15 protein-coding genes and 2 pseudogenes are annotated in these 15532 nt (G+C 66.2%); 8 read left to right on the plus strand and 9 right to left on the minus strand.

Features of this window, described 5'->3' with window-relative positions; all coding sequences use genetic code 11:
• Positions 1–66: 66 nt before the first annotated feature.
• Both RM25_RS10585 and RM25_RS10590 read left to right on the plus strand, forming a co-directional pair.
• The gene (locus RM25_RS10585) at positions 67–1374 is read left to right on the plus strand and encodes an ISL3-like element ISPfr6 family transposase (RefSeq protein ID WP_013162114.1); all 1308 of its coding nucleotides are present in this window, start codon (positions 67–69) and stop codon (positions 1372–1374) included.
• Positions 1364–1792 (plus strand): hypothetical protein, encoded by a 429-nt coding sequence (locus RM25_RS10590; protein WP_197661759.1) that lies wholly within the window; start codon positions 1364–1366, stop codon positions 1790–1792. The genes RM25_RS10585 and RM25_RS10590 overlap by 11 nt, the downstream gene beginning before the upstream one ends.
• A gap of 13 nt (positions 1793–1805) precedes the next feature.
• Here the strand turns inward: RM25_RS10590 and RM25_RS12400 are convergent.
• The 4 genes and pseudogenes from RM25_RS12400 to RM25_RS10605 form a co-directional block, all read right to left on the minus strand.
• A pseudogene (locus RM25_RS12400) lies at positions 1806–2210 on the minus strand (ISL3 family transposase); the annotation flags it as partial.
• Between the two features lie 205 nt (positions 2211–2415).
• Entirely contained in the window at positions 2416–2997 is a 582-nt protein-coding gene (locus tag RM25_RS10595) for a recombinase family protein (protein WP_027587600.1), read from the minus strand.
• Positions 2994–3773 (minus strand): nucleotidyl transferase AbiEii/AbiGii toxin family protein, encoded by a 780-nt coding sequence (locus tag RM25_RS10600; RefSeq protein ID WP_013162108.1) that lies wholly within the window; start codon positions 3771–3773, stop codon positions 2994–2996. The genes RM25_RS10595 and RM25_RS10600 overlap by 4 nt, the downstream gene beginning before the upstream one ends.
• Entirely contained in the window at positions 3770–4102 is a 333-nt protein-coding gene (locus RM25_RS10605) for a hypothetical protein (RefSeq protein WP_013162109.1), read from the minus strand. Before RM25_RS10605 ends, RM25_RS10600 begins: the two co-directional genes overlap by 4 nt.
• A gap of 368 nt (positions 4103–4470) precedes the next feature.
• Here RM25_RS10605 and RM25_RS10610 point away from each other — a divergent pair, with 368 nt between their 5' ends.
• The 3 genes from RM25_RS10610 (at position 4471) to RM25_RS10620 (ending at position 6760) form a co-directional block, all read left to right on the plus strand.
• Positions 4471–4944: an Hsp20/alpha crystallin family protein gene (locus tag RM25_RS10610; RefSeq protein ID WP_041704881.1), complete on the plus strand. Its 474-nt coding sequence runs from the start codon at positions 4471–4473 to the stop codon at positions 4942–4944.
• 240 nt (positions 4945–5184) lie between these two features.
• A complete protein-coding gene (locus RM25_RS10615; RefSeq protein WP_044636895.1) occupies positions 5185–6186 on the plus strand; it encodes an IS481-like element ISPfr17 family transposase in 1002 nt (333 codons plus the stop codon).
• 115 nt (positions 6187–6301) lie between these two features.
• On the plus strand, positions 6302–6760 hold the full coding sequence (locus RM25_RS10620; protein ID WP_027587601.1) for an Hsp20/alpha crystallin family protein: 459 nt from the start codon (positions 6302–6304) through the stop codon (positions 6758–6760).
• Between the two features lie 156 nt (positions 6761–6916).
• Here the strand turns inward: RM25_RS10620 and RM25_RS10625 are convergent, their stop codons facing one another.
• The 3 genes from RM25_RS10625 to RM25_RS10635 all read right to left on the minus strand — a co-directional run bounded on the left by RM25_RS10625 (position 6917) and on the right by RM25_RS10635 (position 11234).
• On the minus strand, positions 6917–8737 hold the full coding sequence (locus tag RM25_RS10625) for a potassium transporter Kup (RefSeq protein ID WP_421957929.1): 1821 nt from the start codon (positions 8735–8737) through the stop codon (positions 6917–6919).
• A gap of 379 nt (positions 8738–9116) precedes the next feature.
• Positions 9117–10424, minus strand: coding sequence for an ISL3-like element ISPfr6 family transposase (locus RM25_RS10630; protein WP_013162114.1), 1308 nt, complete (start codon positions 10422–10424; stop codon positions 9117–9119).
• Between the two features lie 87 nt (positions 10425–10511).
• Positions 10512–11234, minus strand: coding sequence for a hypothetical protein (locus RM25_RS10635; RefSeq protein ID WP_218915918.1), 723 nt, complete (start codon positions 11232–11234; stop codon positions 10512–10514).
• Positions 11235–12220: 986 nt separating this feature from the next.
• On the opposite strand from RM25_RS10635, the gene RM25_RS10640 reads away from it, so the two are divergent.
• Positions 12221–12640: a YflT domain-containing protein gene (locus RM25_RS10640; protein ID WP_230297855.1), complete on the plus strand. Its 420-nt coding sequence runs from the start codon at positions 12221–12223 to the stop codon at positions 12638–12640.
• A 395-nt stretch (positions 12641–13035) separates the two neighbouring features.
• A complete protein-coding gene (locus tag RM25_RS10645) occupies positions 13036–14193 on the plus strand; it encodes an IS30-like element ISPfr16 family transposase (protein WP_036939329.1) in 1158 nt (385 codons plus the stop codon).
• Positions 14194–14199: 6 nt separating this feature from the next.
• Here RM25_RS10645 and RM25_RS12415 read toward each other — a convergent pair.
• Positions 14200–14472, minus strand: a pseudogene (locus RM25_RS12415) (transposase); the annotation flags it as partial.
• Positions 14469–14645: a transposase gene (locus RM25_RS12805; RefSeq protein WP_013162090.1), complete on the minus strand. Its 177-nt coding sequence runs from the start codon at positions 14643–14645 to the stop codon at positions 14469–14471. The gene RM25_RS12805 and the pseudogene RM25_RS12415, both read right to left, overlap by 4 nt.
• Before the next feature lie 288 nt (positions 14646–14933).
• On the opposite strand from RM25_RS12805, the gene RM25_RS13325 reads away from it, so the two are divergent.
• Positions 14934–15218, plus strand: coding sequence for a hypothetical protein (locus RM25_RS13325; RefSeq protein ID WP_013162091.1), 285 nt, complete (start codon positions 14934–14936; stop codon positions 15216–15218).
• Positions 15219–15532: the final 314 nt, after the last annotated feature.

A 15532-nucleotide genomic window follows, 5' to 3' on the forward strand; every position in this document is an offset into this window, starting at 1 on the left:
CCGGGTAGGGGTCGAGGTCTTCCGAGGATGGGGGTTCTCACACCAACCCATCGGGAAGACCTCGACGTGCCTGACGCTACCTTCGCGACCCCTGACCTGACCACCTTCTGCCGGCTCGACGAGCTGGGCCTGGTTGCGGTTGGTCAACGACTCGAGCCTGGACGGGCGGTGATCGCTTGTCAGGTTGTCGAGCCGGACGACTGGTGCCACCGCTGCGGCCAGCATGGTGTGTTGCGGGACACGGTGGTGCGTCGGCTCGCTCACGAACCGCTCGGGTGGCGGCCGACCCTGCTGGAGGTGCTCGTCCGCCGGTACCGGTGCGCCGACTGCGCTCATGTGTGGCGCCAGGACACGAGCCGGGCCGCGGAGGCCAAGACCCGACTGTCGCGCCGCGGGCTGCGGTGGGCGTTGGAAGGGATCGTGGTGCGCCACCTCACCGTGGCCCGGATCGCCGAAGGCTTGGACATCAGCTGGAACACAGCGAACGACGCGGTGCTCGCCGAGGGTAAGCGGGTGCTGATCAACAACCCGCACCGGTTCGACAAGGTGACCACGATCGGCGTGGATGAGCACGTGTGGCGGCACACCCGTCGCGGCGAGAAGTACGTGACCGTGATCATCGACCTGACGCCGGCAAGGACGAACAGTGGACCGGTCAGGTTGCTGGACATGGTCGAGGGCCGCTCCAAGAGCGTGTTCAAGCAGTGGTTGTCTGAGCGTGACCAGGCGTGGCGCGACCGGGTGGAGGTCGTCGCGATGGACGGCTTCACCGGATTCAAGACCGCCACCACCGAGGAGTTGCCTGATGCGGTCGCGGTGATGGACCCCTTCCATGTCGTGAGGCTCGCCGGCGACGCCCTCGACCGGTGCCGCCGTCGAATCCAACAGGATCTGCACGGCCACCGCGGCCGTGCCGGCGACCCGCTCTACTCGGCCCGGCGAACCCTGCACACCGGAGCATCGCTGCTCACCGACAAACAGAAGACCCGGCTTGACGCCCTGTTCGCTGACGAGGCGCACACCGAACTTGAGGTCACCTGGGCGGCCTACCAACGCATGGTCACCGCCTACCGCGACCCCGACCCTGCTCGCGGCCGAGACCTCATGAACAAGCTCATCGCCAGCCTCGCCAGCGGCGTCCCAGCAGCGCTGGTCGAACTCCGCACACTGGGCCGCACGCTGAAGCAGCGGGCGGTCGACGTGCTGGCCTACTTCGACCGGCCCGGCACCAGCAACGGTCCCACAGAGGCGATCAATGGCCGCCTCGAGCACCTCCGCGGATCAGCCCTCGGCTTCCGCAACCTCACCCACTATGTCGCCAGATCCCTCCTCGAAACCGGCGGGTTCAGACCTCAGCTACACCGTGGATTATGATGAGCCCCTATGGGTACTGGCCATGGCCTACGGGCCGGTGCGCCTGGTCCTGCTGGCGGTGATGGCGATCGGGGCGGTGAGTGCCACCCTGATCCTGGGAGCCGACTTGTGGGAGCGCCCACGGCGGCGAGCCCAACGTGAGCAGGTCATCCTGTTCAATTTGGCCACCACCGCGACCGTGGCCATCGGGGTTGTGGTGTTCTACCTCGTCTTATTCATCCTGTCCTGGGTCGGCGCGCTGCTGCTCATCGACGAGCAGGTACTGGCCGGTATCGCCGGGAACCCAGTGAACGCTTTGGACTACGCGAAGATCAGCTGGCTCACCGCCAGCCTGGCCACCGTGGGCGGAGCACTAGGAGCTGGACTGGAGGACGACGATGTGGTGCGCGCCGCTGCCTACACCCGGCCCAGCACCTGACACAGCCCCAGCACGCCACGCCCAGTCCTTCGGCAACTCGGGCCATCGACAGGTGGCCGACGACGATCCCGACCAGACCCCACCGCAGGCCGGCGCGGGAGATCTTGGCCCGCGGCGGCGCCGCAGCGGTGGTGTCCTGACGCCACACGTGCGAGCACTCCTTGCAGCGGTAGCGGCGCACGGTGAGCACCAGCGTGGTAGGGCGCCACCCGAACGGCTCGTGCGCCAACTCCCTGCTCACCGTGTCACGGGGCACGCCCTGGCAGCCGCACCGCCTGCACCAGTCGTCCGGCTCCACGACCCGGCACGCCAGCACGGACCGGTCAGGCTCGAGCAGCTGGCCGGTGACCTCCAGACCGAGGCCGTCGAGGCGGGTGAAGGTAGTCAGGTCAGGGCGCGTGAAGGTAGCGTCAGGCACGTCGAGGTCTTCCGGACGGGTTGTGTGAGAACTCCCATCATCGGAAGACCTCGACCCTCACCCCGACACCGACGCGCCGCCCCAGGTCGCACCACAGCTACACCCTCATCTGTGAAGAGCCCCTCAAGGGCGCTGCGCGTCGCTGCGCGATGCCGCCTGCGGCGGCACCCTTGACTGCCACCCTCCACGCACCTGCTGGCAACTATCAGGACGAAGGGGTGCTCTGGGCTCGGGCAAGGGCTCGGCGTACCGATGACGTGCTCACGCCGAGCACGGTGGCGATGTGCGCGTTGCTCTGGCCCTGCGCCTTCATGCGCAAGGCGGCGTCGATTCGCTCCGACCCCATGACGGTGGGGCGGCCGCCGACCCTCCCCTGGGCCCGCGCATAGGCCAGGCCGCGCCGGGTGTTCTCCCGGATCGTGTCCACGCGCAACTGAGCGAACACGGCCATAATCCCCACAATGGCCTGGCCCATCGGGCTCGACGTGTCGATGCTCAGCGCCGGCTCCGTCAAGCTCTTGATGCTCACGCCCTGCCCGATCAGGTCATGGACGATCTCGATGGCCATGACCTCGCTTCCGGCCAGCCGGTCCAGCGCCCGGAACACCAGCGTGTCGCCCGGACGCAGATAGTCGCGGCACGCCAACCACTGCGGCCGGTCGGCCGCACGGCTGGACTCGCCGTGGTCCACGAACACGCGCTCGGCCCCGGCCGCGCGCAGCTCCGCCTCCTGGGCGGCCGGAGTCTGTTCGCGCGTGGACACGCGTGCGTACCCGACGATCGTCATCGGCTCCCCCGTCCTCTCGGCTCTCCTCGGTGCGGGTCGTCATCGTCATCGCGCTTCGCGCGACGCCGTTCCATCTCGCTCTCGATACGTTCGTGCAGGCCAGCCCGGGTGTTCTCACGCCGGACGCGGGCGTGAATGCTCGATGCCCACGCCTTGGTGCGCATCTTCACATCGTCGAGCTGACCAGCCGTCAGACCGTAGACGCGCACCTCTTCGGGCTGGATACGCTCCACGTTGTCAAGGTTCTGGGCGAACCATCCCAGGTCGAAGCCAGCATCGACTCCCCGGACCAAGTCCAGCAGTTCCTCGTCGCTGTACCGGCCGGAACGCCGGATCGCGTCCACATCGAGGTAGTCGCGGGTCTCGGCCCGCGAGAACAGGGCCCCGACCTTGTTGCCCACCGCGTCCTCAATGGACAAGACGGGCCCGACCTCCAGCCGCACGGGCGGGTGAGCCCGCCAGTCCACGCCCAGGTCCATGTCAGTGCTGCGCCCTTGCGCGCTGACGATGGTGAGCTGGGCGAACGTGTCCTGCCGCCGGCGGCTCTCCACGGTGTAGCCGGCCGCACGCAGCGCCGCAATGATCCGGTCGAGCGACGTGCCGAACCGTGCCTGGGCCTGCTGGACGGTGAACAGGTCCACGTCCTCGGTGGGCCGGTCGATCAGCCCGTGCTCACGGATCGCGCCCGAGCCGGCCAGGGCGAAGCCGGCATCGTCGCCGACGGCCTCCAAGGCCAGGCGCGTGATGCGCCGCTGCTCCTCCTGATCTCTGCTCACACGACGACCCGAAGCCGGGGGAACCTCTTCTCCCACAGGCCGCGCACGCGCGGATCCATGTTCAGAATCGGCCACGCCTCGATGAGCCGATCTCGGTTCATCAAGCGGCGCTGCTGATCGGCAGTCCCCTCGGCGAGCAACGCCTGGTAAGCCATGCGACGCCAACCCAGGTTCGACACGTCCACGTCGAACCGATCGGCCTGCCAACGCACAGAGTGTGGCAGGTCGATGGGCCCGTCATAGGGTCCGCGCAGCTCGTCGAGCGAAGCGGGCGCGTCATAGGGCTTGACATCGCGGAACCGCACACGAGCCGCTGTCACCTCAGCCATGGCCCGCCTCCTTCCATCTCATCCCAGTTTACCCGGCCAGGTCGAAAACGGTCTATCACCCGTTTCGGTTTCGGTGGGGGTTTTGACCACCCTTCGACCGCCAACTTACGCGGGTCATGTCAGTTTCCGAAGTCGGCTGCACGGAAGTTCGAAGTCGTCTGCACTCTGTGCTCAGGTATGCCGCGCGAGCGCTCGGGTGCAGGTCGATGGGACGCCTCCAGGGATGTCCCTGGAGGTCCTGGAGGCCGCCATGGCCACCGACGCGGGCTGGAATCTGTTGCGGTCGCGTCGTGTGGGCTGTGGTGGTATCATGGGAAAGACGAGGCCCGGAGGGCCGGGCCACCGGTCACTGAGAGGTGATGGTGAAGATGACTGCTCTGGATCCGTTCCGTGAGATTGAGCGTTTGCTGGGCACGGCCATGCGTCAGGCCCCGTCTGCAGCGGCGATTCCGATGGATCTGTACCGCTCGGGTGATGATGCCTTTGTCGCCAAGATCGACCTGCCGGGCGTGGACCCGGACTCGATCGATATCGATGTCGATGACCGCACGTTGACGGTGCGCGCCGAGCGGCGCCCGGAGGAAGCGGAGGCGCAGTGGCTGGTGCGGGAGCGGCCTGCGGGGATTTTCGCCCGTCAACTCACCTTGGGTCGGGGGTTGGCGACGGACCGCATCGAGGCCGGCTATGCCGACGGGGTGCTGACGTTGACGATTCCGGTGGCTGAGGAGTCCAAGCCGCGCAAGATCCAGGTCACGGCCTCCGACCGCACGGCAGCGATCGAACAGGGGTCCTCCTCCGGCGAGCAGCAAGCCACCGGCGAGGGATCGGGGCAGAGGCAGTAGAGGGATCGCGGACGCCGGCGCGAGCGGGACGCCGGCGTCCGCGGCGGGACACCTCCCGTCTCCTGGTCGGCTGCCACTGGGACGCCCGGCTCCCTGCGCGACTCAACGGCTCACCTCGCTGCAGGCGCTCCCGCCTGGGGTAGCTGTACTTCCCCGGGAGGTTGTGAACGGGTGAGGTAGCGAAGACCTCCGGGCAGGATGTGGGTTACCACACTCACTCTCCTGACCACGGAGGTCTTCGTGACTCACGCTAACGCACCCTTGACACCGGAAGGGCGTCGTCGTCTTGCTGTTCTCGTCGTGGAACAGGGCTGGTCGTTGCGGCGGGCGGCGGAACGGTTCCAGTGCTCGCCCGCGACGGTGAAGCGGTGGGCCGACAGGTACCGGGCAGGGCTGCCGTTGATCGACCGTAGTTCGAGGCCCACCTCGTCACCGAACCGGCTTTCGCGTAAGACGGAGCATCGGATCGTCGCGTTGCGGTTCACTCGCCGGTGGGGTCCGCACCGGATCGCGTATCACCTGCGGTTGCACCGTTCCACGGTCGGTCGGGTGCTCGCCCGATACAAGATGCCGAAGCTGATCAACATCGACCAGGCCACCGGGCTGCCGGTTCGCCGCCCGAAGCCGACACGGTACGAGGTCGCCGCGCCGGGCGAGCTCGTGCACGTAGATATCAAGAAACAAGGCCGGATCCCCGACGGCGGCGGGTGGCGTGCCCACGGTCGCGGATCCATGCAGGACCGTCACGCGGGAGTGGCCCGCGACAAGGCAGCCCGTGCCGGGGCAGCCGGCTCTCGCGGCTACCGGTATCTGCACCACGCCGTGGACGACCACTCCCGGATCGCGTACTCAGAGATCCTTGACGACGAGCGCAAAGAGACCGCAGCGGGGTTCTGGACCCGCGCGAACGCGTTCTTCGCAGGCCTGGGCGTCACAGTCACCGCGGTGATGACCGACAACGGTTCCTGCTACCGGTCAGGCGCCTTCGCTGACGCGCTCGGCGACGAGGTGAAGCACAAGTGGACCCGGCCATACCGGCCGCAGACCAACGGCAAGGTCGAGCGGTTCAACCGAACCCTCGCCGTCGAGTGGGCCTACGCGAAGCCCTACGCCAGCGAAGCCGAGCGCGCCGCAGCCTACGAGACCTGGCTCCATCACTACAATCACCACAGACCCCACACCGGGATCGGCGGCCAGACTCCCTCAGCCCGCGTTCACAACGTCACGGGGAAGTACAGGTAGCCCCCATCAGAAAAGAAGCCACAGAGGGTCCAGGTGCGGGAATAAAACCTGAGCGTGGTTCGCTCAACTATGTGATCTTGATATGTGATCTTGAGACGAGAGGAAGGTGATGGTGATGGCACTGCCTGTTCGTGGCGGCAACACGGAGATCACCCATCGGGATCCTTTCAGCGAACTGCACGACCTCACCACCCGGATGAACCAGCTCGTCCAGTCCGCGCTGGGCGACTTCCCCAACCGGGTCGCCTCGCTCTGGGCCCCGCCGGTAGAGCTGGAGGAGACAGAGGGCTCCTACGTTCTGGAGGCTGACCTGCCCGGTGTGAAGGAGGACGACGTTGACCTCGAGCTGCGCGGCAACGAGCTGAGCATCCACGGCGAGGTCAAAGAACGGGAGCGGACCGGCATCCTACGCCGGAGCACACGCCAAGTCGGGCAGTTCGAGTACCGCGTGACGCTGCCGGCCGACGTCGACCCAGACCAGGTCAACGCCACGCTACGCGACGGTGTCCTGCGGGTGGAGGTGGCCAAGACCGAGGCCACCCAGCCACGCCGCATCCAAATCACGAAGGGCTGAACGCAGCTCCACGCCGCGTCCCCACGCGAGAAATCAGAGGGAGGTCCTCCCCATTCAGAAGACCCGCACTGCCACCAACCTCATGGCCGGGTACATCTAGGCATCTGAGGAACCCGGGCGACCTCACAGACCGGGTCACCACAAACTATCTCGTCCTCAGACTGTGATCACATCGCCGAGAACGACCGATCGGGTTCGCGGAATCCGGAAGGCCGTGGTGCGGTCGGCCTGGTTCCTCGACAGCGTGAGGTAGACGAGCCGCCGCCAGGTGGCCATCGGGCATCTGGATGCCAATGGGTCGGTGTCGTCGGCGCGACGTATGTTGGCCACTGACAGGAAGTAGACAGCTTCCTGCATGTGCATCCGGGGGTCGGGGAGCTGGTCCATGACCAGCGCCAGGGCGGACGGAATGTTCTGGGAGTCGGCGAAACCGACATGGCACTCGACGTATGCGATGCCGTCGTCGGGGTCCCCGAGGTCGGTGACCCTGATCCGATCCCGATGAGGGATGTGGGAGATGTTCTCATCAACCATCGAGATGATGACGTTGTGCTCATGGAGCACATGGTTGAACTGGATATTGTTGCGCAGCGCGAGTGGTGTGGTGACCCGGCCCGGATGCGGGTAGATCGCCAAACCGGGAACCCGAGTCGGTCGATCGTCCTTGATACGAGCCAGGAAGTCATCCAGCGGCCCCTCGGCGGAGGCACGACTGGAGACGACGAACGCGGTGCCCTTGCGCCACGCCGTCATGATGACGATGATCGCACCGGCGATCACCAACGGAATCCAGCCCCCCGAGGTGATCTTGAGCAGATTGGCCGCGAGGAGAGACAGCTCCAGGCCACCGATGACCACTGCTATCGGCAGAACTCGCCACCACGACCAGTCCCAGACGAGGCGGACCAGGATCAGGAAGAGGGCCGTGGTGAGCAGCAGGGTTCCGGTCACGGCGAGTCCGTAGGCGGTGGATAACCGTGCCGACGTGCGGAAAGCGCCGATGAGCAGCAGAACACCGAGGTAGAGCATCCAGTTGACCTCGGGAATGTAGATCTGGCCGCCCTCCTCCCGAGAAGTGTGGCGAATCGAGAAGCGAGGCAGCAGGCCAAGCCTGGAGGCTTGATGGGAGACCGAGAACGTGCCGGATATCACAGCCTGGGAGGCAATGATGGTGGCCAGAGTGGCGATCACCACCAGCGGGACCTGTGCCCACTGCGGCGCAGTTCGGAAGAAGGGGTTGTCGATCCAGGCGGGATGAAGAATGATCATGGCGCCCTGCCCGAGGTAGTTCAGCATGAGAGCAGGCAGCACCACCGAGAACCAGGCGATGCGGACCCGGCGGCTGCCGAAGTGGCCCATGTCGGCGTAGAGCGCCTCCGCTCCCGTGACGGTCAGCACGACCGCCCCCATGGCGACGAAAGCCGTCCACGGGCGCTCAAGGACGAACAGCAGGGCCCACTGGGGTGACAGCGCCATCAGGATCTGAGGACAGCGAAGAATCCACGGTGCCCCCAGCGCGGCGATGCTGATGAACCAGACCAGCATGATGGGTCCGAACGCCCGTCCAATCACCGCGGTACCCCTCTGCTGGATGACGAACAGGGCGGTGAGGATAACCACCGCGGCGGGCAGCACCATCCGAGTCAGACCGGGATCGATGACGGCGGCACCCTCGAGGGCGCTCATCACCGAAATCGCGGGCGTGATCATTGAGTCCCCGTAGAACAGCGCCGCCCCCACCATTCCGATTCCCATCGTCACAGCGGCGAGTCGGCAGCGTGAGGGGATGTGGCGTTGCAGCAGAGCCATGAGGGCCAAGATGCCGCCCTCGCCCCCGTTGTCGGCACGCATCACGAGGGTGACGTACTTGATGCAGACGATGAGCAGGATGGACCAGATGACCAGCGAGATGATGCCGATGACGTTGTCGCGGCTGGGTACGGCGGTGTGGTGATCGATCGCGAAGACGGTCTGCATGGAGTAGAGGGGTGAGGTGCCGATGTCGCCGAACACGACACCCAGCGCAGCGAGCACGAGCCCTCGAGCGGGGGAATACGGTGCCTTGGATGGTCTCTGTCGCCATAAAGGCAGACTCCGGTGATCGCTGTGTGTGGACACGAGCATCTGACTCCCTTGTTGACAGCGGCAGCGCCACTCACCCTGGATGCGCTCCGCCCGACCGACCTGATGGCGCACTGCACTCTGGGCAGGCGCAATCATCGATCAAATCGCGGCACGCGCAGGAGTGGCGCGATCCTCACGAAATCCATACGGTGGAAGGGGCAATGCTTGCAGAATCCTCACGGCCGCAAGGGTCCCCTCCGCGCTTCCAGGAATGATCGCCGAGCTGGGCTCATCATAATCCACGGTGTAGCTGAGGTCTGAACCCGCCGGTTTCGAGGAGGGATCTGGCGACATAGTGGGTGAGGTTGCGGAAGCCGAGGGCTGATCCGCGGAGGTGCTCGAGGCGGCCATTGATCGCCTCTGTGGGACCGTTGCTGGTGCCGGGCCGGTCGAAGTAGGCCAGCACGTCGACCGCCCGCTGCTTCAGCGTGCGGCCCAGTGTGCGGAGTTCGACCAGCGCTGCTGGGACGCCGCTGGCGAGGCTGGCGATGAGCTTGTTCATGAGGTCTCGGCCGCGAGCAGGGTCGGGGTCGCGGTAGGCGGTGACCATGCGTTGGTAGGCCGCCCAGGTGACCTCAAGTTCGGTGTGCGCCTCGTCAGCGAACAGGGCGTCAAGCCGGGTCTTCTGTTTGTCGGTGAGCAGCGATGCTCCGGTGTGCAGGGTTCGCCGGGCCGAGTAGAGCGGGTCGCCGGCACGGCCGCGGTGGCCGTGCAGATCCTGTTGGATTCGACGGCGGCACCGGTCGAGGGCGTCGCCGGCGAGCCTCACGACATGGAAGGGGTCCATCACCGCGACCGCATCAGGCAACTCCTCGGTGGTGGCGGTCTTGAATCCGGTGAAGCCGTCCATCGCGACGACCTCCACCCGGTCGCGCCACGCCTGGTCACGCTCAGACAACCACTGCTTGAACACGCTCTTGGAGCGGCCCTCGACCATGTCCAGCAACCTGACCGGTCCACTGTTCGTCCTTGCCGGCGTCAGGTCGATGATCACGGTCACGTACTTCTCGCCGCGACGGGTGTGCCGCCACACGTGCTCATCCACGCCGATCGTGGTCACCTTGTCGAACCGGTGCGGGTTGTTGATCAGCACCCGCTTACCCTCGGCGAGCACCGCGTCGTTCGCTGTGTTCCAGCTGATGTCCAAGCCTTCGGCGATCCGGGCCACGGTGAGGTGGCGCACCACGATCCCTTCCAACGCCCACCGCAGCCCGCGGCGCGACAGTCGGGTCTTGGCCTCCGCGGCCCGGCTCGTGTCCTGGCGCCACACATGAGCGCAGTCGGCGCACCGGTACCGGCGGACGAGCACCTCCAGCAGGGTCGGCCGCCACCCGAGCGGTTCGTGAGCGAGCCGACGCACCACCGTGTCCCGCAACACACCATGCTGGCCGCAGCGGTGGCACCAGTCGTCCGGCTCGACAACCTGACAAGCGATCACCGCCCGTCCAGGCTCGAGTCGTTGACCAACCGCAACCAGGCCCAGCTCGTCGAGCCGGCAGAAGGTGGTCAGGTCAGGGGTCGCGAAGGTAGCGTCAGGCACGTCGAGGTCTTCCCGATGGGTTGGTGTGAGAACCCCCATCCTCGGAAGACCTCGACCCCTACCCGGTGACCGACACACCAGCCACCATCACACCCCCACTACACCGTGGATTGTGATGAGCCCCCATAGGTCCGCGGCCACCAATGTCAGTATGTCGGTGGCCGCTGCCACGACCAGCGCCCGGGAGAGCCGGGCCACGAAGGCCCAAGGCTGGTTGGCGCGGATCATGCCCAGCAGCAACCGCACGTTGCCGCTCAGCACTCGGGCCGTGAACTGCACGACGTTGTCGTCCGGGCGTTCGTCGAGGTCGGTGGACAGCTGGTGGGCTCTTCGAGCAAGATCCCGCTGGGCGTTGGGGTCTTCGGCGTCGTAGCCCAGGAGCTGCCCGACCACGTGCACGGTGGTCTCTTGCACCTTCTGCCGCACGTGCACGGGTCCCAGGGTTGGGACGGAGACCAGTCCTACCCCGTGCACGGGGCTGAGCTGGGTGAGCACCGGACGTCGGCCGGTCTTCAGGGGGATCTCGGTGAGCACCACGGCCAAATCCCAGTTCTCCTCCAGCACGCGGTTTCGGGCCGCCTCCCGCAGGTCCAAGGTCTCGGTGGGTGGATCGACCAGCCGGTCTTCGGCCATCTTCAGTTGCCAGCGCACTCCCGGATACCGCTGCACCAAAATCTTGCGCACCGAGGTGGTGACCTCGGGGCCGAGCACCGCATTCAGGGATGGTGAGACCACCAGGCCGATGAGCAGCTCGGCATCGGAAAGGGGTTCGGCAGGATCGGCGGTGGATCGGCAACGCTCAGCAGTCACCGCTCCATGGTGAGGCAACCACGGTCGGATTGCCACTGGCTCGATGGAGCCCCCAAGGTTTCGTGCAGCACCGCGGGCCGGATTCGGTGGTCGCCTCGATCCCGGAAAGAGCGGTGCTGCTCACTGAAATCCTCTCCCCGCCGACGCCGCCAGCGCGAAGACATCACAGCCAGCGGGCCCGGGACCTGCCGGTGTCGAGGACGACTTCTCGATGATGCTGCAGTGACGGATCGGTTGAAGTGCTTCGGCGGTGTGGGAGCAGTGATCAGCGTGGGGCCGGTCGATTCCGTTCGGACAGGTGATGCATCGACTGCCCAGCGGCAGGTGCGGTACTGATGCGGGGGTACCCGGTGCAGGGGTGTCAAGGCCCAGCTCCGAAGACGGCAAGCCGGGCACGTGAAAGGCGAATTATAGCCCGCCGCAACCCGAGCGGGAAGGCATGTGTGGCACGAGGCGCCGAAGACGGGCCGGGCGTTTACTGCAGAGATAAATATGCTTATCCTGGTAAGGTCCGCGACATTTTGTAAGGCCCTGAGAGCGGGCCCGTCGCTGGTCCACCACGGACCGACGGGCTCGGGGATGGGGCTGAGGACCCGGAGAGGAGCCACGGCCGTGGCCGAGCTGATGCGCAAGGACCTTGATGCGTTCGGGTCTTTCTACCGCCACCTGCACCGACGGGGTGCTGGTGATTTCGGGCTCCGATGCCGAGTCGGAGCCAGTGGCAGAAGTCCACGAAGATCGCAGGCACCGCGGCTGAACGGCCGATACCGAGGGGGAGGAAGGGAGGCCAGGGCTGCTGATGTGCCCGGACTGTTCCGCAATTTCTCTTCCTAACTTTCCGTCCACTCCCGACCCAGGTGCCCGGCAACCCCGGGTGCAGGCCACCGTCCGGGTCGGATCGTCACCACGAACAGGAAACGATAAGCATGTCCCATCCCTCCCCTCTTCCACCCACTGCTTCGGCTCATTACCAGGTCCTGCGCACAGTGCCCTCCTATGACGAGGCTCAGCGCCTTGTCGACCGACTCTCCGACGCCGGGTTCCCGGTTGAGCACGTGCGCTTGGTCGGCACCGATCTGCGCCTGGTTGAGCAGGTCACCGGGCGGATGACCTACGGCAAGGCCGCCCTGTACGGGGCCGCCTCCGGAGCCTGGCTGGGATTGCTCATTGGCTTGCTGTTGGGTCTTTTCACGGTCGTGGGGTGGCTGTCGGTAATCCTGTGGGCGGTACTCCTGGGCGCGGTGTGGGGGCTGATCTTCGGGTTGCTGGGCCACGCGGCCACCGGCGGGCGCCGGGACTTCAGTAGCGTCCAGGGCCTGGAGGCGTCCTCCTACGAGATTCTTGTGGAGGCCGAGTACTTCGAGGCGGCCACGGCCAAGCTCGACGCCAGCCGTCCCACGACTTGACCGCCAAAGGCCCGGGCCCGGACCGGGTGCTGGCCCACGCCCGAGTAAGTGCTGAGGGCCGTGGCCCTCTGCGCTCCCCCGACACTCACCGCTGGAACGGATTCAGGAGCGGATCTCGCCGGGAAGCAGGGACGTCGGCGTGCCTGTCACCACCAACCGGGAGCCTGCTCGGCTCTGCCGAGCGTGATCCCCGCAGTTGCCTGCAGTGGACCCCGACAGCTTCGTCCCCAAGACCCTCTGTCAGGGGCATCCCAGGTAATCACCCGCGGGACCGTCCGAGGCATTCTCCGGCCACAGCGATGGCCTCGACCGGATCGGAGCAGCCCGGCGGATTCAAGCGGTCAGTGCAACGAGTCCTGTGAGATGAGGCAGTCACTGATCACAGGAGGATCCGGATGCAGGGCAGGCACGGTCATCTCAGCCGGGAGCAGAAGCAGCTCGCGCTCAGGCTGCACGGGAAGGGCTGGCGGCTGGTCGACATCGCGAAGGAGATCGGCTGCAGCGCGCCGATGGTCGGCATCATGGCCCGCACCGGCAGGCACCTTGACGCCAGGCCGTTCGGGTGGGAGCCACGTCAGGGCTGTCTGACGATCGACGAGCGCGAGCAGATCCTGCTGGGCATCAATCGCGGCGATACCTTCACCGCGATCGCCGAGCAGCTGGGGCGTGCGGTGTCGACCGTCAGCCGTGAGGTGAAGCGCGGTGGGGGTCGCTGCGGCTACTCGGCGTGGCGTGGTCATGAACGTGCCCGCGAGCAGGCGCGCCGACCGAAGCCGTTCAAGCTTGCGTCGGGCCGGCTGCTCGAGGAGGTTGCCAGCCGGCTGGAGCAACTGTGGTCACCTGAGGAGATCGCGGCGCGCCTACGGTTGGATCACGCCGACGACCCGGAGATGCGCGTGAGCCACGAGACGATCTACCAGTCGCTGTTCGTGCAGGGCCGAGGCGAACTGCGCCGTGAGCTGGCGCGGTGCCTGCGGTCCGGAAGATCGGCCCGCAAGCCCCGCCGAACCACGGACGGTCGCGGCCGCATCCCCGGCATGATCATGCTCAGCGAGCGCCCCGCAGAAGCCGACGACCGCGCCGTGCCAGGCCACTGGGAAGGTGATCTCATCCTCGGCGAGGGCAGCCGCAGCGCCATCGGCACGCTCGTTGAGCGCTCGACGCGAATGACACTGCTGCTGCACCTGCCCGACGGCAAGAGCGCCGAGCAGGTCGAGGCCGCGATGCGCGCCGCAATCAGCAAGCTGCCGTCCTCGTTGATCCGAACGATCACCTGGGACCAAGGCGCGGAGATGTCCAAGCACGCCGCGTTCTCCATCGCCACAGGAATCCCGATCTACTTCTGCGATCCCCACTCGCCCTGGCAGCGGGGGAGCAACGAGAACACCAACGGCCTGCTGCGCCAGTACCTACCCAAAGGCACCGACCTGAGCGTCGTCAGCCGCGAGGAGTTGGACGCGATCCAGGACAGCCTCAACGGACGCCCCCGCAAGACGCTGGGCTATCTGACACCATCAGAGAAGCTCGCAGAGTTCCTTGCGCCCATCGCTTGAATCCGCCATCGAGTTCGCCCTGCGCAGCTCACGCACTTCCTTCTCCAGCTCGACCAGGCGCTGGGACTCGCTGGTCGTGGTCCCGGGACGGTGCCCCTCGTCAACCTCGGCCTGCACGACCCAGTTCCTCAGAGTCTCAGGATTGATCCCGAGCTGCTCGCCCACACGGCGAAACGTTCCCGACCTCGTCGATGGATCGCGCCGTGACTGAACTGCCATCCTCGTGGCTCTCTCCCGAAGTTCGTCGGGGTACTTCCTCGGTGCTGCCATGCTCCTCATCCTCCCGTGGATTCAGAGCCTCCACCAGACCCGGGGCGATTCACCAGGCCGACACCGAGCTGCGGGGCGATGGCACGTATCGACTCTGCGCGCGGGCCTCCCTCGCGCGCCTGGCGCTCGTAGACCATCCGCACGGCGCGGTCACGCAGCTCGGGACTGAACTTCTTGGGCATACTCCGATTCTCCTTGCTGAGACTCGGAACAGAACCCAGGACGCTTCACCCGCACCCCAAAACACGAATCGCGCCACCGTTAGTAAACGATGACGCGACTCATGACATACGGGGTGCCTGAGTAGTACGTTCGGCAACTCCGCCCCCAAGACAAAAACCCTGGTCAACCGCCTAGACCGTGGGGTCTACGAGGTCTCTCGACGTCCCCAGGATACCGCTCCGAAGGATGATCGTGGCCCTGTTGCGAGCACTGTCGAGACGGCTCAAACTTTTCTGACCGACTCCGAGGTGGACGCCCTCGTCGGCGACTACCTGGCCGGGATGAGCGTCAAGGCGCTCGCTGAGAGGTACGGCATTCACCGCGCCACCGTGTTCTCCCATCTGCGTCGCCGCAAGGTGCCGAGCCGCCGACCAAGGCTGGGGATCGACGAGAAGGCGGAGGCCGTGCGGCTCACCCGAGCGGGCGTCTCGATGCGGGCCATCGGTCGCCGGATGGGCGTGGACCGTAAGGCCGTGCGGGCTGCACTGGTCGAGGCTGGACTCATCGTGGACGAGGCGAGCGATGACTCGTAGCTGCGGTTCCGATTTGCTGATCCGTCGGTAGCTCTCGGCGCACCTCGTCGGTAACGAGCGCCGAGAGGAACCGATGATGACCAGCTTGAGTGAGGTCGCGAATGACGAGCGCACCGCGAGGATGGTGCTGTCCATGCTCATCGAACCCAATGACCCGGTGACAGGACGCATCTTGTCCAGGCTCGGAGCAGTCGAGACGCTTTGGCGGCTCATCGCGAATGAGAGTGTAGGAGCGGTCTGAATCCGCCGGCTTCGAGGAGCGATCTGGCGATGGTATGTCGACCTCGGGGTTATGTTGACCGGCTCGGTGAGCG

This window comes from Propionibacterium freudenreichii subsp. freudenreichii (assembly GCF_000940845.1).
In the GTDB taxonomy this organism is placed as follows: Bacteria; Actinomycetota; Actinomycetes; order Propionibacteriales; family Propionibacteriaceae; genus Propionibacterium; species Propionibacterium freudenreichii.